Here is a 19,585-nt window from a genome sequence, read left to right on the forward strand (position 1 = left end):
TGCCCTAGATGTGCGCCTCCCGAACTGTTCCGACACCTCTCTCCAATACCTCTCTCGACACTGGATCACCTCCTTTCAGCTGTTTCAAAACGCATGCTAAAGGTGGCACGGTTTTAGATAACTGCAAGAAAAATCTTTAGGATGTCGACGTATTTCCGCGAACATGCAGCACGATGAGTCGAAAAGGCACCAACGCAATCAACGCCAGCGCGATTTTCACCATCCAGTCCGCCACCGCAAGTGACACCCAAAGAGGGGCGACAGGACCAACGCCCAGCAGTGGCAACATCTCGCCCGCCCAGGACACATCGTTTTCTGGTTCCAACGCGATCAATGCGGCGGAAAAGGCGATCGAGAAAAACAACGCCGTGTCCACTGTGGCCCCAATCAGGGTAGATGCCAAAGGCGCGCGCCACCAAGCGCCTTCGCGCATCCGGTTAAAGATAGCGACATCCAGCAGCTGCGCGCTCAGAAACGCCACGCCCGAGGCAAGAGCAATGCGGAATGTCACCAGCGGGCCAAACTCTCCGGAAATCTGCGTGCCCACCAAAGAGCAAAAGACTCCCACGATAAACCCGACAAATACGACCTGACGGGCAGGGCCAGAGCCATAAAGCCGGTTCATCAGATCGGTGACCAAAAAGGCCAGCGGATAGGTGAACGCCCCCCATGTGAGCCAATTTCCAAACAGGAACTGTACGAGAATGTTCGAGGCCAACACGATGAGGGCCATGGCAAGAATGCCGGGGATATGTGTGCGAGTCATTTCGGCTCCCGTTTTAGCAAGGTTGCGGGGACTTGATTCCCGATCATCGGGAATGGCGCGACGGATAGCGCGACATTTTGACAGGCACAAGTTAATTGCTGATAGCGTATTCCACGATCTCGGTTTTCTGGAAGCGCTGGAAATTGTCGTCCGACACCAGCGTCATCCGTAGCGCTTTGTCCTCTGTCATCCAGATGGACAGCCCTTCCAGATTGTCATGCGTGCGAGGGGCGGTCGTCAAAAGGATCTCTCCTTGCATAAGTCCGGCGTCCCTCAGATCAAATCGGCGAACCTGACTGAAAAAACCAAAACCGGCAAATCCGCGTTCAAGAACATATAATCTGCCATAGGCGTCGAAATCCGCACCAACCGGCAGAAAACCGGGATGCCGGGCAAGTCGCAATGCGGTGTCCCATCCGGCGCCATCCCGAAACCGGTACACGGTAAACGGTGTCGTCAACCCGTCAGAGACTTCGGGAATGGCCAACACAGCCCCGTCAGGTGCTATGGCCAGCGCCTCCAACCCTCTGTTTCTGGGCAAATCCCGGATCTCCGGGTGATCCGGCAACAAAGACCACACGCCGTTTGTGTCCAGCCGCGCAATCCGGTTTTCGTGCTCGAACGAGATATAAAGCCGCCCCGCCGTATCGCGTGCAATCCCTTCTGTGTCGGCTTTGGGGGTCTTGCCAAAAAGCGAATGTGGAAACTGCAGGGGTGCGATGTCCTTGCTGCGCAATCCGATGATTTTTCCCTCGTGCCGAAAGATCGATCCTTCGATCACATGGCCCCGGTCGCTCAACACGACAAAATCTTTGCCATTCGGTGCCAGTTTGATCGCGGAGTAGCCGCCGAAAGGCTTGCGGTCTTTGTGCCACTCGAACGAAGACAGAAACCGCACACGGTCAGACTCAAGTGTCTCGGTTGAACCGGTGGTCACTGGGGTCAGTTGGAAGACAGCACAGCAGCGCATTGTGCCGGCAGGTCGCCCATCGTCAATTCCCGACGTGGACGCGGTGGTGGGGCATTCGGGTCAGGCGGGGGCGGATTGAGAATGTTGTTCACCCAACGCTGCGCATCCGCACAGCCATCCCCACGCGGCGGCGGATCTTGATCAACACAGCCCCGCATGCCGCGCGGACAGTTCAAGCGCACATGGAAATGGTAATGATGCCCCCACCAGGGGCGGATCTTGCGCAAATAGCTGCGATCGCCTTTTTCCGCGTTGCACATCGCTACTTTTGCACCTGGAAACACAAATATACGAGCCACCCGTGGGTCTTGTGCCGCCGCCTTAAGGATATTGTGGTGCGATTGCGTCCACTTGTCGTTCACAAAGGCCCCTGCCGAACGTCGCATCGAAATCGACGAGATATTTTCACGCTCGGTACGAGACAGGGTCAAACGATCCGGCGCGCGCATCCAGATATCGGCATCCAGCCCGCTTTGATGACTGCGATGTCCGGTCAGCATCGGCCCGCCCCGCGGCTGGCTCATATCGCCGATATACAACCCTTGCCAACCCGGCTCTCTGGCTGCGATGCGGGACAGGTCCTGCACAAAATCCACTGTGACCGGCAGAGCCCAATTGCGGTTCCGCGACAGGCGCATCGCCTGCCAGGTGGGGCCGGTTTCGGCTAGTTGCACGCCCCCGGCCATGCATCCCTTGGCATATCCGCCATAGGCTGCCGGTGACTGGTTCGAGGCCGCGCCCACGCCGCCGAACAACTGCTTGGCCTGCCGCGTGCTCAACACGCTGGTGGTACGCGCCGCAGAGGCGGAGGTTGATGCGCTGTTGATGGGTGCATCTGCGTCACCACAGGCGGCCAAAAGAAAGGTCAGTCCGATCAGAAAAGAAAACCGTGTCATCCTGCTGCCTGCTGCCCGTTTGGTTTCACCCAGACTAGCAACACAAGACCGATCAGGAAAAGCCCTATCACTGGGCTGACGCCCAATTGCTGCGATCCAGTGGCGTATGTGGTGATGCCAATCAACAAAGGTGCTAGAAAACTGGTCGCTTTGCCCGAAAGAGCATACAGGCCGAACGCCTCGGTCATGCGGTCGGGGTTGGCTTGTCGCACCATCATCGTGCGGCTTGCCGCCTGAATCACTCCGCCCGCGGCCCCGATCACGGCCCCGATCACGTAAAATGCGATGTCAGGCAACGCGGACCCGTCACTTAACGCCACGCCAAATATCGCCTCGCGCGAAATCATCACGATCACAATGGCCACAGCGGTCAGCGCCAGAATACAGACGATGATCACAGGTTTTGGCCCGAACCGCGCATCCGCCTTGCCGCCAAACCACGCCGCAATCGCGCCGGTGATGATCGCGATGATGCCAAAGATCCCGACATTCTGCACAGACCAGCCCAGCACTCCCGCCGCATAGATCCCGCCAAAGGCATACATCCCGTTCAAGGCATCGCGATAAAACATCGCCGATCCAAGATAGGCGAAAAGCGACCGATCCTGCGGCAATCTTTGCAGAGTTCCGCGCAGATCCCGCAAAGCCTGACGAACCGCGCCTTTCGGAGCTTTGCGCGCTTTCGGGTCACGGACATACAGGAAAAACGGAATCATAAAGACGGCAAACCAGATCGCCGTCAAAGGCCCTACAAACCGCGTGCCTTCCCGCATCGTGGCATCCAGACCAAATGCAGGCTCCAGCCCCAGCAATGTGCGCCCGGTCTGGGCATTGTCGGCAAAGAACGCCAGCATAATCAGCAGCGCGATCAACCCGCCGACATAACCAAAGGCCCAGCCATTGCCGGAAATGCGTCCAATCTCGTCCGGTTTGCCCAGATCCGGCAGCATAGAGTTGGTAAAGGTGGTCGCAAATTCCATTCCGATCATGCCAATCGCGAAAAAGGTCATGATCGTGAACAGATTGAAGCTGCCCGGCTCTGCATACCAAAGCCCGGCCGCGCCAATGACATACATTGCGGAAAACAACCAGATCCAGCGCAGCCTGTTCCCGCCGGTATCCGCCAACGCCCCCAGAACCGGGGCCAGCACCGCAATCACCAGACCGGCGGCACCAATGCCGAACCCCCAGGCAGACTGTGCTGCGGTTCCGTCGCCCATCAATTCCTTGATATAGGGCGCAAAGATAAAGGTGATCAGCAGCGTGTTGAACGGCTGGCTGGCCCAGTCAAAAAAGAACCATCCCCAAATCCGTTTGCGCAAAGATGCATCCGCCATTCAAAATCCCCTTTTCGGGGTTATGGGTGCGAAATGCGGAGGCGGCAAGCAGGGTTGTGGCTAAGTCGCGTCCTGCATGGGGGGCCAGGGCCGCATATCCTCGGCCTCAAGCCATTTTGCGACCCAAGCGGGCATGTCCGGCGATGTGGGTGCGCCCATGTTCAACGCGCTGATCACATGATCGGTGGCAACGATCCCGTTTCGATCTGTCACCGCAGATCGGTAAACGGCGTGATTGGCACATTCGCCATTCGCCTTCCACATCGTCTGCTCAATATACATGAACCGCGCGTCCCAGCACAGCAGCCGACTGCGCATTTCAAACCTCTCAAACGTGCGGATGCGACGGCGATACCGTACAACAACCCCGGCCATTGTCAGCCCCCAGCGCTCGCGCCGGATCAGTGACATCAACCCGTTTACCTGCGCCAGCGGAATGCGCCCCAGATCATACAGCGTCAGCGTGCGCCCGTTGTTCAGTTCCATCCACATGTCGATGTCCCAGGGCCAACACCGGTGCTGCGACACATAGGTGCCAAACAAGCCCACCTGCGGCGCAGAGCGCGCTTTCCAAAGGCCAAGGCCCATCCGAATAAAAGGATACATCACTCAACTCCTGTTCGCCGCTTAGTTGACCCAAGCGTCAGTCGCGTCAACCGCGACCTCGCGGCAAGTGTCAGTGACTTGTTCTCCGGCCCGCTTGCGCCTACCTGTGGGCAAGGCACTGACAAAGGAAGTCCGTTCAATGCAATCGCTCTACCAGATCCTTATGCTGCTTCTTGATGTGGTGTGGTTCTTTATCATCGCCCATGTCATCATGAGCTGGCTGATCAACTTTCAGGTTCTGAACCTGCGGCAGCCCATCGTCGCGCAAATCTGGGACGCGTTGAACCGCATACTCGAACCGTTATATTCCCGCCTGCGTCGCATCCTGCCCCCGATGGGCGGCATTGACCTTGCCCCGCTCGTGGCGCTGATCGGCGTCTACATCATCCGCATCGTGCTGGCGAACAATGCGGGCTGGTTCTACAGCTTCTGACGCTGCTAAGGCTTGTTCACGCATCCTTAGTATGAGACTGTCAGGTTAAGAGCAGATATAGCAAGAACCTGACAGGTCACCCATGCCCCGTGATATGCCCGACGCAGATGTCATTCTGCGGGATGTCTTTGGATTCGACAGCTTCCGTCCCGGCCAGTCCGAGATCGTAGAGGCTGTGACACAGGGTGAAAACGTGTTGGCCATCATGCCGACAGGTGGCGGAAAATCCCTGTGTTTTCAATTGCCTGCACTGGCCCGCCACGGGGTCACGGTTGTGATCTCGCCGTTGATTGCGCTGATGCGCGATCAGGTGCGTGGCCTGCGCGAAGCAGGTGTTGCCGCAGGGGCGTTGACCTCGGCCAATACCGACGAAGAAAACGACGCGGTCTGGGATATGCTTCATTCCGGCGAATTGAAGCTGTTGTACCTCGCCCCCGAACGGCTTGCCTCGGGCGGCACACAGCGGATGTTGAGCCAAGCCGGCGTTTCGCTGATTGCGGTGGACGAGGCCCATTGCGTCAGCCAATGGGGCCATGATTTCCGCCCCGACTACCTGCGCATCGGCGACCTGCGCCGCGCGCTGGATGTGCCGTTGGCAGCCTTCACCGCGACGGCAGATGCCGAAACCCAGGAAGAAATCGTCACGCGCCTGTTCGATGGCCAATCCCCCCGCACCTTTCTGCGCGGCTTTGACCGGCCCAATATCCACCTGATGTTTGCGCCCAAGAACAAACCGCGCCAACAGATCATGTCTTTTGCCGCTGCGCGCAAAGGCCAATCCGGCATCGTCTATTGCGGCACACGGGCCAAGACGGAAACCTTGGCGCAGGCCCTGAATGCCGAAGGCCATACAGCCTGCTTTTACCATGGCGGGATGGAGGCGGATCAGCGCCGCCATGTCGAGGCGCGGTTTGCAACCGAAGACGGTCTGATCGTTGTCGCCACCGTGGCCTTTGGCATGGGCGTCGACAAACCCGATATCCGCTGGGTCGCGCATGCTGATCTGCCCAAATCCATCGAAGCCTATTATCAGGAAATCGGCCGCGCCGGGCGCGATGGCGCACCTGCCGAAACGCTGTCGCTGTATGGTGCCGATGATATCCGCCTGCGCCGGTCCCAGATCGACGAGGGGCTGGCCCCTCCGGAACGTCGCCATGCCGATCATGGCCGCCTGAATGCGCTTCTTGGGCTGGCCGAGGCGTTGGAATGTCGCCGCAAAACGCTGCTTGGGTATTTCGGTGAACACGACATCAGCTGCGGGAATTGCGATCTGTGCGACAAACCGGCAGACGTCTTTGATGGCACCCAAGCGGTGCGCAAGGCCCTGTCTGCCGCGCTGCGCACCGGCGAAAGTTTTGGGGCTGGTCATTTGATTGATGTTCTTCTGGGCGCCAAAACCGAAAAAGTGCTGCAACGGAACCATGACGCTCTGCCGACTTTTGGTGTTGGCACCGATCTGAAACGTGGCGAATGGCAAGCGGTGTTCCGGCAGATGATGGGCCATGACCTGATGCGCCCCGACGCGGACCGCCACGGCGCTTTGATCATGACCGAGGCCGCGCGCCCGATCCTGCGTGGCGAGGCGGCGATCCAACTGCGCCGCGACAGCATCGAGGCCGCCAGCGAACGCCGTCCCAAAGTCCGCACTTTGGTCAGTGACGAAGACGCCCCGCTGATGTCCGCGCTCAAGGCCAAACGCCGCGCGTTGGCCGAAGACCAATCCGTTCCCGCCTACGTTATTTTCCCCGATCGAACCCTGATTGAAATGGTCGAAACCCGGCCGCAGACGCTTGATCAAATGGCCGCCATCAATGGTGTTGGGGCCAAGAAACTGGAACGCTATGGTCGGGCCTTTCTTGAAGTGATTGCCGGGGATGTGCCCGACACCCATCCGGCCCGGCGAAAACTGGCATCGGGCGGCGCTGGCTCTGTTTATGATGCCCTTTTGACGTCTCAGGCAGATCTGGTGCGGGGATCGTGCGGCACGCTCAAGCCGATGTCCTGCGAGGCAAGCCAGCTGGCCAAACTGGCGCAGACCAAACCGGGCGATGAAACCGGGATTGCGCGTATCATCGGAGAGAGACGCGCCGAACGCTTTGCCCAGACGTTTCTGGACGTCCTGCGCGCGGCGGACTAAATCCGGTGAAACGATAACCGAAAGGGTGCTGCCATGCTCGTTGTGATTTCCCCGGCCAAACGGCTTGACTGGTCTGAACGCGATGTGACCATGACAACGCCGGTTTTTCAGGATGATGCCAACCGCCTTGCCAAAACCGCGCGCAATCTGACGCTGGGAAATCTCAAATCGTTGATGGATTTAAGCGATGATCTGGCCAAGCTGAATCGCGACCGGTTTCGCGATTTTGATGAAACACCAACAGATGCCGATCTGCGCCCTGCCGCACTTGCCTTTGCGGGCGATACCTATCAGGGGCTTGAGGCGGATACGCTCGATGCCGATGAAATGCGCTGGGCGCAGGATCATCTGCGTATTTTATCAGGGCTGTACGGTGTTTTGCGCCCGCTGGACGGGATTCAGGCCTATCGCCTTGAAATGGGCAGCCGCCTGAAAACCCGGCGCGGGGGCAATCTTTATGATTATTGGCGCGACCAGATCTCCAAAGAGCTGAAGTCCCAGGCGCAGGAGGTGAACACCGACACTCTGGTCAATTGTGCAAGCCAGGAATATTTCGGTGCAGTGCCAGCAAAGGCGCTTGGCCTGCGGATCGTGACACCCGCGTTCATGGAAGACAAAGGCGACGGCAAAGGCCCCAAGATCGTCAGCTTTTTTGCCAAGAAAGCCCGCGGCGCGATGGCGCGGTATGTGGTGCAGAACCGTCTGACCGACGCGGCGGGCCTGCTGGATTTCGACAGCGGCGGCTATGGCTATCGCGAAGATCTTTCAGAGCCGGACAAGCCGGTGTTCGTGCGCCCCTACGACGCCAATTGAACACGCGGGCAATGGGCCTGTAACTTTTCAAGCAAGGCGTCCTTGCGCAGCGGTTTGGTCAGATAGTCGGTCAGCCCCGCCGCAAGGATCTGTTCCTTATCGCCATCCATGGCATGTGCGGTGACGGCGATGATCGGCACATTTGGCCCGTTGCCCTCGATCTCTCTGATCTTGGCGGTGGCTTCTTTTCCATCCATGCCGGGCATCGAGATGTCCATGAAAATCACGTCCGGCCGGTCATCCTTAAAGGCCTGAACAGCCTCGAACCCATCATTGGCCGTGCGCAGATCAAGGTCCAGTTTGCCTATCATCTTGCTAAAGACCATGCGGTTGACGCGATTGTCTTCTGCCAAAAGCACCTTCGGAGCCAGATGTGCGGACGGGGCTTCGATGCGCTGTGTCGCGTTGGACATCTGGGTTGTGTGTCTGATCGCGTCCAGAAGTGCGGCGCGGGAAAAGGGCCGTTGAAGCACATGAGCCTTTCCCGAAACTCGGTCCTGCACGCCCTTTGTGTCGGATGTGATACACAGAACCGGGGCGTTCGTCGCGCGCGCAGTCAGCGTTTCAAGCACCGAGTCAAAGGCGGGATGGCTTGGGTCCAGATCCAAAAGAGTGATGCCCATGTCATCAAGGGCAGTTTTGGCCAGATCTTCGGGCGTGTCACAGACAACAGGTTGCCCGCCCAGCGCGCTGACCTGATTGACCAAAGAGAAAGGATCGCTGTGATCGGTGGCTTCAATCACCAGAATGCGCTGCATCTTTTTGGGTAGCTCTAGGAGATGTGTCTCATTGTGCTCGGGAGGCAGGCTGACCCGGAACCCGAAACAACTGCCCACACCCTCTTCGGATTCGATCCAGACCTCTCCATCCATCAATTCGATCAAGCGTTTCGTGATGGCAAGTCCCAGTCCTGTGCCTTCGAATTGGCGATTGCGGTCATCCTCGACCTGATTGAATTCGCCGAAAACATGATCCACCTTTTCCGGCGCAATCCCGATTCCGGTATCTTCAATGGTGATGTGCATGGTGATTTTGTCATCCGGCCCCGGCACACCGACAACGCGCAGCAAGACGTGGCCTTCTAATGTGAATTTTACCGCATTGCCCATCAGATTGGTGATGATCTGGCGGATGCGGCCGGGATCGGCGACAAAGCGGGTTGGCAAAAAGATGTCGTAATCAATCCTGAGCGTTATACCCTTGCTCTGTGCGATAGGCTGCATCAGCATCACAACATCCTGCAAGGTTTTTTCAAGGTCAAAGGGTTCGGGATGCAGAACCAGCTTGTCTGCATCAATCTTTGAGTAATCCAGCACATCGTTGATGATGACCAACAACGCCTCGCCGGAATTTTTGATCGTTTCGACAAACAACCGCTGTTCGCTGTCCAGACTGGTTTCGTTCAGCAGTTCAGCCATGCCCACCACACCGTTCATCGGGGTTCGTATTTCGTGGCTCATATTGGCCAGAAAGGCAGATTTCGCGCGGTTCGCGGCCTCGGCGCGGACGCGGGCGTCGTGCAGTTGTTCCTGGTGGCGCACGCTTTCGGTGATGTTAAGCGCAAGGCTCACGATATCGCCGGATGGACCGCGCCGGTCAAAGATCCGGATGTGTTCACCATTCCACAGTTCGATTTGTACCGGTTTCGGATCAACCTGTTGCCATCGGTCCTGCATTCGCGCGCGCCAATGTGCCGGTGGCTCGTTGCCAATGTTGACGATGCCTTCCTCGGTCAGCAATTGCAGGATGCGCGGATAGGTGATGCCGGGTTGCACCTCTTCGATATCTTCGAACACGGCAAGATAGGCGCGGTTGGCCACAATCATGCGGTTGTCGTTGTCGAAAAAGGCAAACCCGTCCTGAATGGTCTCGATCGAATGCCACAGGCGGCGTTCGGCGATCTGGATCTTTTCATGCGCGACGCCAAGTTCGGTTTTCACCCGCTGGTTTTCGCCCCGCACCATCGCCACCTCGGCGCGGGTTTCAACGATTTCCTCGCTCAGCTGTTGTGCGTGGGTTCCCAGTTTGCGATTGGCCGCAAACAGTTCAGCCTGTTTGAGTTCAAGAAGCCGTTCCGCCGCAAGCCGCGCGCGACGTTCCTCGGCCAATTTGTTGGCGAGACTCATTAAGACCTCCGTATTCGTTAACGCAACTGTCGGAGATCATGGTGAAGAAGAAATTAACCCGGCTGGAAAAGTCCAACCGCGCCCGAAATACAACCTATGCGGTTACCCATGGGTGACACCGCCTATTTTTTAGGCAGCTTAGGGCGCTCAAAGCCGCTCAATGGCCAACGCGATGCCCTGTCCGCCCCCGATACACATGGTGATCAGCGCCTTCGACCCGCCGATCCGCTCTAACTCGTAAAGCGCTTTTACGGTGATGATGGCACCTGTTGCCCCGACCGGGTGGCCCAAAGCGATCGCGCCACCGTTTGGATTTACCTTGGCCGGATCAAGGCCAAGCCCCTTATTCACCGCAAGCGCCTGCGCGGCGAAGGCTTCGTTTGATTCGATCACATCGAAATCCGAGACGGACAGCCCCGTCCGTTTCAACAGCGCCTCGACTGCGGGAACGGGGCCGATGCCCATGACCTCGGGGCGAACCCCTGCGTGAGCATAGCCCAATATCCGGGCTTTGGGTGTCAGCCCCGCCTTGGTTGCTGCATCCGCTGTTGAAAGGCAAAGGGCCGCAGCCCCGTCATTGATGCCAGAGGCATTGCCCGCCGTCACTGTGCCGTCTTTCTGAAACACCGTGCGCAATCCCCCAAGGGTGTCCAACGAGGTTGCCTTGGGATGTTCGTCCGTCTCGAAAAGCACGACCTCGCGCCGTTTTTTCACGTCAACCGGCACGATCTGGCTGGCAAACCGTCCTTCGCTGATCGCTTTGGCGGCGCGGTCCTGGCTGGTCATGGCAAACTGGTCTTGCGCGTCACGGGTGATGTCATGTTCGGCCGCGACGTTTTCTGCCGTCACACCCATGTGGCCGGTTCCGAAGGGGCAGTTCAGCGCGCCCAGCATCATATCCAGCGTGCGGATATCGCCCATCTTGGCCCCCCAACGCTGGTCCGGCACGATGTAGGGTGCGCGGCTCATGGACTCGGCTCCGCCGGCCAGGGCAAACTCTGCATCGCCCAGCATCAGGGACTGGATCGCCGACACAATCGCCTGCGCCCCTGACCCGCAGAGACGGTTGACGTTCATCGCGGGCGTTGTCTCGGGAATGCCCGCCTGCAGGGCGGCGACGCGGCTGAGGTACATGTCGCGCGGTTCGGTGTTGATGACGTGACCAAAGACGACGGTGCCGATTTGACCGCCTTCGACCCCAGAGCGTTCCATCGCTGCTTTGGCCGCGGTTGCGCCCAGATCAATCGGCGGTGTTCCGGCAAGCGCGCCGCCGAATGTGCCAATCGCGGTGCGTGCGCCGTCAAGGATTACGATATCGTCTGCCATGGATGTCCCCCAATTCTGTTGTGCGCAGTATGGGCAACCGTCCGGACGGAGTCAGCCACAACGTTCCGTCAGTCGGCAGGACCATTTGTCGCCAAGGTGGACCCTTCAAGCATTTTGACCTCGCGCTGCGGGAACGGAATCGAGATGCCATGCTCTTGGAACGCATCCCACAGGGCCAGATAGACATTGCCCCGAATGTTGGTCAGCCCGCCGGTGGGGTCGCGAATCCAGAAGCGCAGAATATAGTCGACAGAGCTGTCGCCAAACCCGACAATGTGACAGACCGGGGGTTTGAAGCTGAGCACCCGGTCGACAGATTTGGCCGCCGCGATTGCCAGGTCACGAACCTGGTGCGGATCGTCCTGATAAGCGGTGCCGAAATAGATATCGAGGCGGACAAATTCGTTGGAATGGGACCAGTTCACCACCTGCCCGGTGATCAGGTCTTCGTTCGGGATCAGATATTCCCGACCATCCCGTGTTACCACGCTGACATAGCGGGCACCCAACGAATTGATCCAGCCGAAGGTGTCGCCAAGCGAGATCACGTCACCTGGCTTGATGGATTTATCAAGCAGAATGATCAGACCGGACACCAGGTTCGAGACAACTTTCTGCAGGCCAAACCCGATACCGATACCGATGGCACCGGACAGGACGGCCAGCCCTGTCAGATCAACGCCAACGATGCGCAACGCCATAAAGAACGCGGCCCCATATAGCGCGATCTGCAAAAGCTTGATCGCCAGCACCTGCATCGAAGGTGAAATATCTTTGTTCTTGCGGATGGTTGTGGCGGTTGAACTGCTGATCAGGCGGGCAATGGCAAGAAGAGCTGCAAGCAGAACAATTGCCTGGATGACAATCCACAGCGAAAATCGCGACTCGCCCAGACTGAATGCGATGCTTTCCGCCAGTGATTGTGCTTCGTCGGAGAGGCCTGTGATTGACAGGGCGACCCAAATCCAGACCCCGTACCGCACAAATCCCCGGACCAGCGCATTGGAAATCAACCGTGTCGCAAGCACGATGGACATCCACGCCACGGATAGATTTGCGATGATGCCCAAAAGATAGGACCGGGACGGCCATGTGACCTCGCGCATGATCAGCACAACGGTCCAGATCAGGACGACGAAGATGATCATCCGCAGCCGACGGTGCAGGACAATCAAAACCCGCATGCGCCATTTGGGCCATCCCGACCGCGAGCGCATCCACTTGTGCATACGGGGCTTGAACACAGCCGCCAGAAGATGCGCGGCAATGAACACGCCAACCGCGATCCCCAATTGGTAGGCGTTCCAGGGGCGGATCAGATTGTCGGCAAAGCCTTGCAGCCAGGTAAACGACCCAAGCGCAAAATCGGTTAACGCTTCGGTGATGAGGACGTCGTTTTCCATACCGTGTTACTGCTCCTGCCGGGGCAGGGTTACATCACAGCTGGTTTGGCGCAACTGGTTATGGGTTGATGAACGGCAAGATAACGGGCTCGGGCCAGGTTGCCGTGCCCGCTCCGGCGGTGTGAACCGCCATTATTCCAATCAAAAAGGCGATCAATCCAAGATTGATGATATTCAGTTTGGTAATCATATGTTCCTCGCTGGTACTGTTACGCGGCGGGGCCTGTTCCGGATCAAAATTAATATCAATGGTCTGCCAAGGCATTGGTCACAGGCTTGCGAGAGGGCAATGCAATGATGTAGGACAACATCCATGACTATGGTTTTCGACATGGATGATCGCGCCCGTCTGCGCGAACGATTCTTTGGTGCGACGCATACCGTGCGCGCACGACTAGCCTGACGCGCGCCGCGCGCGCGACCGACGATCACTTTCACATTGCACCGCTTTAAGGGAGAGGACCTATGTCCCCCAAAACGCTCTATGATAAAATCTGGGATGCCCATGTGGCCCACGAGGCCGAAGACGGCACCTGCTTGCTGTATATCGACCGGCATCTGGTTCACGAAGTGACAAGCCCGCAGGCCTTTGAAGGTCTGCGCATGGCTAGTCGTGGCGTTCGCGCGCCGGACAAGACCATTGCGGTTCCGGATCACAACGTGCCGACAACGCCCGGGCGGGAAGACCCCAAGAACATGACCGAGGACAGCGCCATTCAGGTGGCCGCGCTTGACAAGAACGCCAAGGATTTCGGGATTCACTATTATCCTGTGTCTGACGTGCGTCAGGGGATTGTCCATATCGTTGGTCCGGAACAGGGCTGGACCTTGCCCGGTATGACGGTGGTTTGTGGCGACAGCCACACAGCGACCCATGGCGCCTTTGGTGCTTTGGCACACGGGATCGGCACATCCGAGGTCGAGCATGTTCTGGCGACGCAAACGCTCATCCAGAAGAAATCCAAGAACATGAAGGTCGAGATCACCGGCAAGCTGCGCCCTGGTGTGACGGCCAAGGACATCACGCTTTCTGTGATTGGTGAGACCGGAACTGCGGGCGGTACTGGCTATGTCATCGAATATTGCGGAGAAGCGATCCGCGATCTGTCGATGGAAGGTCGGATGACGGTCTGCAACATGGCCATCGAAGGTGGCGCACGCGCGGGTCTGATTGCGCCGGACGAGAAGACGTTTGAATATGTCAAAGGCCGTCCGCACGCGCCCAAGGGGGCACAGTGGGAAGCGGCGCTGAACTGGTGGAAGACATTGTATTCCGATGACGATGCCCATTGGGACAAAGTGGTCACGATCAAGGGCGAAGACATCGCGCCGGTCGTGACCTGGGGCACCTCTCCCGAGGATGTTCTGCCGATCACCGCCGAGGTGCCTGCGGCAGACAGCTTTGATGGCGGCAAGGTTGGCGCGGCACAGCGGTCGTTGGACTATATGGGTTTGCAGCCGGGTCAAAAGCTGTCGGATATCGAGATCGACACCGTGTTTATCGGGTCTTGCACCAATGGCCGGATCGAGGACTTGCGCGCTGCGGCTGAAATCCTCAAAGGCAAGAAGATTGCCGTGAAACGGGCGATGGTTGTTCCCGGTTCCGGCCTTGTGCGGGCGCAGGCCGAGGAAGAGGGACTGGCGGATATCTTCAAGGAGGCCGGGTTTGAATGGCGTCTTGCGGGATGTTCCATGTGCCTTGCGATGAACCCCGATCAGCTGGCCCCTGGTGAGCGTTGCGCGGCCACATCGAACCGGAATTTCGAGGGCCGTCAGGGCCGGGGGGGTCGCACGCACCTCATGTCGCCAGCCATGGCGGCGGCAGCGGCTGTGACTGGCAAACTGACTGATGTTCGGGAGATGATGTAATGGACAAGTTCGAAAAACTCACCGGGATCGCGGCACCCATGCCGCTGGTGAATATCGACACCGATATGATCATCCCCAAGCAGTTTCTGAAAACGATCAAGCGCTCTGGCCTTGGTGTGAACCTGTTCGATGAGATGCGGTATGATGATGACGGCAAGGAAATTCCGGATTTCGTGCTGAACAAGCCGCAATATCGCGAGGCGGAAATCCTTGTTGCCGGTGACAATTTCGGCTGCGGATCATCGCGCGAACATGCGCCTTGGGCGTTGAAGGATTTTGGCATCAAGGCTGTGATATCGACGTCCTTCGCCGACATCTTTTACAACAACTGTTTCAAGAACGGCATCTTGCCCATCGTTTTGCCCAAAGAGGCGGTGGATGTTCTGATGAAGGATGCCGAAAAAGGGTCAAACGCGCGTATGACCGTTGATCTTGAAAATCAGGTGGTCACATCGTCGGATGGTGACACATTCGCATTCGAGTTGGACAGCTTTAAAAAGCACTGTCTGATGAATGGTTTGGACGACATTGGGCTGACGATGGAAAAGGCCGCAGCCATCGACACGTTCGAGGCACAGGCTGAACAGGCGCGCCCCTGGGTTTAAGAGGCACCATCGTCGTCATCAAAGCCGCCCCTTCGTGGGCGGCTTTTTTACGCGCACCACATCTGGTGGTGCGGGGCATTTGTGCCACATTTGATTTGGGTCGTTGATGTAAACGCGCACCAGTTTTCAAGCAAAATCAGGCATTTCAGGGCTGCGCTTCATGTGAGTCGTTGAGCAGGGGTCCAGAGTTGGGCAAAACTGGGGCAATAATGAGGCAGGCCGTCCCACCCGACGGCAGACATTTGGAACAAGGGCCCGGCATCGTATCGCGTCCGTCCAAGTTGAAGGGAAACCAAAGTGGTCAAGCGGATCATGGGATCAGCTCTCCGTGCGCTATTGATCGCGCTGCTTGTGGCGATTCCGTCGCTTTTTCTGGCGGATAGCGTCAGCGACTCGGCGCATATGGCGGCGTTGATCGCGCTTGTTGCGGCGGTTGTCACCTTTTCCGAATATTACAGCGAATACCCGACATTTCTTGAATTCCGCAACGCACCGCCCTTTAACCGATTGCGGTTTCTGGGGTTGTTCTTTTGTGTTTTGTTTGCGTCTTTGCTGACCGCGTCTGAAGGGCGCGGGCCAGGTGTGTCGATGACCTTGTTGCAGCAATGGTCGCACAGGACCGCCATGATCTTTGACTTCCCGTTTTCGCCTGTGCACCTGATGTCGATTGCGTTTGGCGACCGACCGGGATTGTTTGACGTCCCGGCGATAACGCGCATGGCAAGCATTCTGTTTGTCGTGACATTGGTCACATTGGCCTTGTTCTGGATTCATGCACGGTTCATCTTTTGGCCAATCCGCAAGAAAGCGTTCAACTTCTGGATCAACCTGCCGTTATTTGACCCAACTTCGGGTCGGGATGTGTTGTTTCGCTTGAAACGTGATGCGCATCTTAACGTGGCCTTAGGTTTTTTGCTGCCATTTGTGATCCCGGCACTGCTTAGACTTTGGATCGGTGCGTTTGATCCTGCGCTGCTTGTGGTGCCGGAGGTTTTGATTTGGGTGCTGTGCGCGTGGGCCTTTTTGCCACTGACTTTGATGATGCGTGGGATCGCCCTGTTTCGGGTGGCGGCCCTGATCGAAGAAAAACGGCGTCGCGCCTATGCTCAGGACGACGAGTTGCAAATCGCCTGATTTTGGTTGCTTTGCTGTGGCTGGCCATTTGTGGTCAGGCCATGGCCCACGATCTTCGGTTGGCGCTATGGCATGCCCCGTTTTCGCGTGATGGTCCGGGTGTCTTGCTGCGCGATCTGCACAAAGGTGATCCATCACTTACGGCCATGGCGAATGCGCTGCGTGGTGCGGATGCGGATATCATTGTTCTGACCAAGATTGATTATGACGCGCGTGAGGCGGCGTTGACCGCGTTGCGTGATCTGATCGGTGATGGGCATACCTATCTTATTGCGCTGCCGGCAAACTCTGGCATTCCGTCTGGCATTGACAGCGACGGTGATGGCCGTCTGGGAGAGCCGGAAGATGCGCAGGGGTTTGGTGCCTTTCCGGGATATGGTGCCTTGGCCGTGTTATCACGATATCCTATTTCCAGGCAGGAGGCGCGGTCATTCAACGATCTGTTGTGGAAGGATTTGCCCGGATCGCAGATGACACCGGCGGACAAAGGTTGGGACAGACAACGCCTGTCCAGCGGTGGGCATTGGGTCGTACCCGTCGACATCCCCCCGGATGTGCGTCTTGGTCTGTTGATCGGACATGCTGGCCCGCCGGTTTTCGACGGACCCGAGGACCGGAATGGGCGTCGTAACCACGATGAGCTGCGGCTTTGGGAGCAGATTATCGCAGACGACCTGAATGATGCCATGCCGGTGTTTATGGCCAATACCAATCTTGACCCCGACCGTGGCGAAGGGAACAGGCCTGCATTGGCGGCATTCATAAGTGATGGCCCGTTTCAGGATGCGCTGCCGCATATTCCAACGGCACTTTGGGATGATCCCGGGCCGATGCGGGTGTCGTATCTTTTGCCGTCAGCGGCGTTGAGCGTTGTTGACGCAAAGGTCTGGCCGCCAATACCGGATCAGGACCATCGGTTGATCACGGTGGATATTGATCTTCCTGACCTTCGGTAACCTTGACCCTTGGTGCCAGCAAGGCTAGGCGAAACGCACTCTAGATGATCAAAGGATTCCGACGATGAGCAACGCTTCGCTTCTGATTTTGCCCGGTGACGGGATTGGCCCCGAGGTGATGACCGAAGTGCGCAAAATCATCGACTGGTATGGCGCGAACCGCGACCTGCAATTTGATGTAAGTGAAGATCTTGTCGGTGGTGCGGCCTATGACACGCATGGCACCCCCCTGCATGATGACACGATGGCCAAGGCCCAGGAGGTTGATGCCGTTTTGCTTGGTGCTGTGGGTGGGCCGAAATACGACAATCTTGATTTCAGCGTGAAGCCCGAGCGTGGGTTGCTGCGGTTGCGCAAAGAGATGGACCTGTTCGCAAATCTGCGACCGGCGCAATGTTTCGACGCGTTGGCGGATTTTTCGTCTTTGAAAAAAGAGGTAGTTTCCGGCCTCGATATCATGATCGTGCGCGAACTGACCTCGGGCATCTATTTCGGAGAGCCGCGCGGTATCATCGAAGAGGGCGGCGAACGCGTGGGGATCAACACCCAGCGTTATACCGAGAGCGAGATTGACCGGGTCGCGCGGTCGGCCTTTGAACTGGCACGGCGTCGGGGCAACAAGGTGTGTTCGATGGAGAAGGCCAATGTGATGGAATCGGGCATCCTGTGGCGCGAAGTTGTTCAAAAGGTGCATGACGCCGATTACGCGGATGTCGAACTGAGCCATATGTACGCCGACGCGGGTGCGATGCAGCTGTGCCGCTATCCCAAGCAGTTTGATGTGATTGTGACCGACAACCTGTTTGGTGATATTCTTTCGGACGCGGCGGCGATGCTAACCGGATCTTTGGGCATGTTGCCCTCGGCCAGCCTTGGTGCGCCGATGGCGAATGGACGTCCGAAAGCGCTTTATGAGCCGGTGCATGGCTCTGCGCCTGACATCACGGGGCAAGGCAAAGCCAATCCGATCGCCTGTATTCTGAGCTTTGCGATGGCGCTGCGATATTCGTTTGATCAGGGCGACGAGGCGGCGCGTTTGGAAACCGCGATTGAGACCGTTTTGGCCAATGGCGCGCGGACCCCGGACCTGATGGGACCGGATGGTGGAACGCCGATGTCCACGTCTGACATGGGCGATGCGATTGTCGCAGCGCTCGACGCCAGCCTGTAACAGTCAAGGGGCCAGCCATGTCTCCAAATGCAAAAGGAGCGCTGCTGGCCCTGATCGCCTTTGGGCTGTTTTCGACGCATGACGTGTTTATCAAGTCATTGGGTGCCATCTACTCCCCCGTCCAGATTGTGTTTTTCAGCGTCTTGCTGAGCTTTCCGCTGGCCACCATCATGTTGATGCGCGATGCCAAACCCGGCACATTGGTTCCAGTGCATCCGTGGTGGATGGCCTGTCGCACGGCGGCGGCTGTGATCATGGGGGTTTCGGCCTTTTACGCCTTTGCCAACCTGCCACTGACGCAGACCTATGCCATTTTGTTTGCGACGCCATTGATCATCACGATCCTGTCCATTCCCATTTTGGGGGAACGGGTGCGGATGATGCGCTGGGCGGCGGTCAGTGTTGGTCTGGTTGGTGTTCTGGTGGTTTTACGACCAGGAGCGACAGACCTCACGTCCGGTCATATCGCCGCCCTTATGGCCGCGTTTTCGGGGGCTTTTGCGTCGATCATCGTGCGCAAAATCGGGGCCGAGGAACGCACGGTTGTGATGTTGCTGTATCCCATGGTTGGTAATTTTGTGATCATGGGCACTGCGCTGGCCTTTGTTTACAAGCCGATGCCGCTTGAGCATCTGGGCATGCTGGCGGTGATATCGGTTCTTGCGTGGATCGCGGCCCGGTTCATCATCGCGTCCTATCAGACGGGCGAAGCGGCGATTGTCGCGCCGATGCAGTATTCGCAAATCCTTTGGGCGACGGTGTATGGTCTGGTTTTTTTTGATGAACGTCCTGATATGTATACCGCAATCGGTGCCAGCATCATTATCGCGTCGGGTTTGTTTATTGTGTTTCGGGAAAGCCAAAGCGGCGCATCTGAAAACACACCTGTCCTGCGCACCAGAACACGAATTGGGACGCCCTCGACCTTGCGGCTGAGCGGGTTGATGACATCCGGGCGGTTCCGCGACAAGCCAAAGCCGAAATCGAAGGACTGACGCCGGAGTTTTTGTGACACCTGCGTCGAAAACAACGCTTGT

Annotated in this window: 18 protein-coding genes; 9 read left to right on the forward strand and 9 right to left on the reverse strand. The window is 57.6% G+C overall.

The window, feature by feature from the left end; genetic code table 11:
• Nucleotides 1-136 precede the first annotated feature (136 nt).
• The 5 genes from ACG74X_RS03720 to ACG74X_RS03740 all read right to left on the reverse strand — a co-directional run bounded on the left by ACG74X_RS03720 (nucleotide 137) and on the right by ACG74X_RS03740 (nucleotide 4,575).
• Entirely contained in the window at nucleotides 137-766 is a 630-nt protein-coding gene (locus ACG74X_RS03720) for a queuosine precursor transporter (RefSeq protein ID WP_411232789.1), read from the reverse strand.
• Nucleotides 767-857: 91 nt separating this feature from the next.
• Nucleotides 858-1,703 (reverse strand): esterase-like activity of phytase family protein, encoded by an 846-nt coding sequence (locus ACG74X_RS03725; protein ID WP_411232790.1) that lies wholly within the window; start codon nucleotides 1,701-1,703, stop codon nucleotides 858-860.
• 5 nt (nucleotides 1,704-1,708) lie between these two features.
• Nucleotides 1,709-2,632 (reverse strand): penicillin-insensitive murein endopeptidase, encoded by a 924-nt coding sequence (mepA, locus tag ACG74X_RS03730; protein ID WP_411232791.1) that lies wholly within the window; start codon nucleotides 2,630-2,632, stop codon nucleotides 1,709-1,711.
• Entirely contained in the window at nucleotides 2,629-3,969 is a 1,341-nt protein-coding gene (locus ACG74X_RS03735) for an MFS transporter (RefSeq protein WP_411232792.1), read from the reverse strand. The genes mepA and ACG74X_RS03735 overlap by 4 nt, the downstream gene beginning before the upstream one ends.
• 60 nt (nucleotides 3,970-4,029) lie before the next feature.
• Nucleotides 4,030-4,575, reverse strand: a complete 546-nt coding sequence (locus ACG74X_RS03740) for a thioesterase family protein (RefSeq protein WP_411232793.1) — start codon at nucleotides 4,573-4,575, stop codon at nucleotides 4,030-4,032.
• A 139-nt stretch (nucleotides 4,576-4,714) separates the two neighbouring features.
• On the opposite strand from ACG74X_RS03740, the gene ACG74X_RS03745 reads away from it, so the two are divergent.
• The 3 genes from ACG74X_RS03745 to yaaA all read left to right on the forward strand — a co-directional run bounded on the left by ACG74X_RS03745 (nucleotide 4,715) and on the right by yaaA (nucleotide 7,958).
• Complete coding sequence (locus ACG74X_RS03745) at nucleotides 4,715-5,008, forward strand: YggT family protein (RefSeq protein ID WP_411232794.1); 294 nt, start codon at nucleotides 4,715-4,717, stop codon at nucleotides 5,006-5,008.
• 94 nt (nucleotides 5,009-5,102) lie between these two features.
• Nucleotides 5,103-7,145 (forward strand): DNA helicase RecQ, encoded by a 2,043-nt coding sequence (gene recQ / locus ACG74X_RS03750; protein ID WP_411232795.1) that lies wholly within the window; start codon nucleotides 5,103-5,105, stop codon nucleotides 7,143-7,145.
• Nucleotides 7,146-7,178: 33 nt separating this feature from the next.
• Nucleotides 7,179-7,958 (forward strand): peroxide stress protein YaaA, encoded by a 780-nt coding sequence (gene yaaA, locus ACG74X_RS03755; RefSeq protein ID WP_411232796.1) that lies wholly within the window; start codon nucleotides 7,179-7,181, stop codon nucleotides 7,956-7,958.
• On the opposite strand, the gene ACG74X_RS03760 is transcribed toward yaaA, so the two are convergent.
• The 4 genes from ACG74X_RS03760 to ACG74X_RS03775 form a co-directional block, all read right to left on the reverse strand.
• Nucleotides 7,943-10,084: a response regulator gene (locus ACG74X_RS03760; protein WP_411232797.1), complete on the reverse strand. Its 2,142-nt coding sequence runs from the start codon at nucleotides 10,082-10,084 to the stop codon at nucleotides 7,943-7,945. The two genes, yaaA and ACG74X_RS03760, sit on opposite strands and share 16 nt — an antisense overlap.
• Nucleotides 10,085-10,231: 147 nt before the next feature.
• Nucleotides 10,232-11,410, reverse strand: coding sequence for an acetyl-CoA C-acyltransferase family protein (locus ACG74X_RS03765; protein ID WP_411232798.1), 1,179 nt, complete (start codon nucleotides 11,408-11,410; stop codon nucleotides 10,232-10,234).
• Between the two features lie 68 nt (nucleotides 11,411-11,478).
• Entirely contained in the window at nucleotides 11,479-12,813 is a 1,335-nt protein-coding gene (locus ACG74X_RS03770; RefSeq protein ID WP_411232799.1) for a mechanosensitive ion channel family protein, read from the reverse strand.
• Between the two features lie 58 nt (nucleotides 12,814-12,871).
• Nucleotides 12,872-13,078, reverse strand: a complete 207-nt coding sequence (locus tag ACG74X_RS03775) for a hypothetical protein (protein ID WP_411232800.1) — start codon at nucleotides 13,076-13,078, stop codon at nucleotides 12,872-12,874.
• Between the two features lie 200 nt (nucleotides 13,079-13,278).
• Here ACG74X_RS03775 and leuC point away from each other — a divergent pair, with 200 nt between their 5' ends.
• The 6 genes from leuC (at nucleotide 13,279) to ACG74X_RS03805 (ending at nucleotide 19,543) form a co-directional block, all read left to right on the forward strand.
• Nucleotides 13,279-14,682, forward strand: coding sequence for a 3-isopropylmalate dehydratase large subunit (leuC, locus tag ACG74X_RS03780; protein ID WP_411232801.1), 1,404 nt, complete (start codon nucleotides 13,279-13,281; stop codon nucleotides 14,680-14,682).
• Nucleotides 14,682-15,287, forward strand: a complete 606-nt coding sequence (leuD, locus tag ACG74X_RS03785) for a 3-isopropylmalate dehydratase small subunit (RefSeq protein ID WP_411232802.1) — start codon at nucleotides 14,682-14,684, stop codon at nucleotides 15,285-15,287. The genes leuC and leuD overlap by 1 nt, the downstream gene beginning before the upstream one ends.
• A 312-nt stretch (nucleotides 15,288-15,599) precedes the next feature.
• Nucleotides 15,600-16,421, forward strand: a complete 822-nt coding sequence (locus ACG74X_RS03790; protein ID WP_411232803.1) for a hypothetical protein — start codon at nucleotides 15,600-15,602, stop codon at nucleotides 16,419-16,421.
• A gap of 41 nt (nucleotides 16,422-16,462) precedes the next feature.
• The gene (locus tag ACG74X_RS03795; protein WP_411232804.1) at nucleotides 16,463-17,377 is read left to right on the forward strand and encodes an endonuclease/exonuclease/phosphatase family protein; all 915 of its coding nucleotides are present in this window, start codon (nucleotides 16,463-16,465) and stop codon (nucleotides 17,375-17,377) included.
• Nucleotides 17,378-17,441: 64 nt separating this feature from the next.
• Nucleotides 17,442-18,548 carry a 3-isopropylmalate dehydrogenase gene (leuB, locus tag ACG74X_RS03800; RefSeq protein WP_411232805.1) on the forward strand — a complete coding sequence of 369 codons (1,107 nt, stop codon included), beginning with the start codon at nucleotides 17,442-17,444 and terminating at the stop codon, nucleotides 18,546-18,548.
• A gap of 17 nt (nucleotides 18,549-18,565) precedes the next feature.
• On the forward strand, nucleotides 18,566-19,543 hold the full coding sequence (locus ACG74X_RS03805; RefSeq protein ID WP_411232806.1) for a DMT family transporter: 978 nt from the start codon (nucleotides 18,566-18,568) through the stop codon (nucleotides 19,541-19,543).
• The last annotated feature ends 42 nt before the right edge of the window (nucleotides 19,544-19,585 follow it).

It is taken from the genome of Marivita sp. S0852 (assembly GCF_046591575.1).
In the GTDB taxonomy this organism is placed as follows: Bacteria; Pseudomonadota; Alphaproteobacteria; order Rhodobacterales; family Rhodobacteraceae; genus Marivita.

Excerpts from the sequence above, each read along its gene's own strand:
- ACG74X_RS03720 (WP_411232789.1), bottom strand. The coding sequence starts at position 766 with ATGACTCGCACACATATCCCCGGCATTCTTGCCATGGCCCTCATCGTG.
- yaaA (WP_411232796.1), top strand. The coding sequence starts at position 7,179 with ATGCTCGTTGTGATTTCCCCGGCCAAACGGCTTGACTGGTCTGAACGC.
- ACG74X_RS03795 (WP_411232804.1), top strand. The coding sequence starts at position 16,463 with ATGGCCCACGATCTTCGGTTGGCGCTATGGCATGCCCCGTTTTCGCGT.
- ACG74X_RS03770 (WP_411232799.1), bottom strand. The coding sequence starts at position 12,813 with ATGGAAAACGACGTCCTCATCACCGAAGCGTTAACCGATTTTGCGCTT.
- ACG74X_RS03735 (WP_411232792.1), bottom strand. The coding sequence starts at position 3,969 with ATGGCGGATGCATCTTTGCGCAAACGGATTTGGGGATGGTTCTTTTTT.
- ACG74X_RS03745 (WP_411232794.1), top strand. The coding sequence starts at position 4,715 with ATGCAATCGCTCTACCAGATCCTTATGCTGCTTCTTGATGTGGTGTGG.
- leuC (WP_411232801.1), top strand. The coding sequence starts at position 13,279 with ATGTCCCCCAAAACGCTCTATGATAAAATCTGGGATGCCCATGTGGCC.
- ACG74X_RS03760 (WP_411232797.1), bottom strand. The coding sequence starts at position 10,084 with ATGAGTCTCGCCAACAAATTGGCCGAGGAACGTCGCGCGCGGCTTGCG.
- leuB (WP_411232805.1), top strand. The coding sequence starts at position 17,442 with ATGAGCAACGCTTCGCTTCTGATTTTGCCCGGTGACGGGATTGGCCCC.
- ACG74X_RS03775 (WP_411232800.1), bottom strand. The coding sequence starts at position 13,078 with ATGCCTTGGCAGACCATTGATATTAATTTTGATCCGGAACAGGCCCCG.
- leuD (WP_411232802.1), top strand. The coding sequence starts at position 14,682 with ATGGACAAGTTCGAAAAACTCACCGGGATCGCGGCACCCATGCCGCTG.
- ACG74X_RS03740 (WP_411232793.1), bottom strand. The coding sequence starts at position 4,575 with ATGTATCCTTTTATTCGGATGGGCCTTGGCCTTTGGAAAGCGCGCTCT.
- ACG74X_RS03805 (WP_411232806.1), top strand. The coding sequence starts at position 18,566 with ATGTCTCCAAATGCAAAAGGAGCGCTGCTGGCCCTGATCGCCTTTGGG.
- ACG74X_RS03790 (WP_411232803.1), top strand. The coding sequence starts at position 15,600 with ATGGGATCAGCTCTCCGTGCGCTATTGATCGCGCTGCTTGTGGCGATT.
- mepA (WP_411232791.1), bottom strand. The coding sequence starts at position 2,632 with ATGACACGGTTTTCTTTTCTGATCGGACTGACCTTTCTTTTGGCCGCC.
- recQ (WP_411232795.1), top strand. The coding sequence starts at position 5,103 with ATGCCCGACGCAGATGTCATTCTGCGGGATGTCTTTGGATTCGACAGC.
- ACG74X_RS03765 (WP_411232798.1), bottom strand. The coding sequence starts at position 11,410 with ATGGCAGACGATATCGTAATCCTTGACGGCGCACGCACCGCGATTGGC.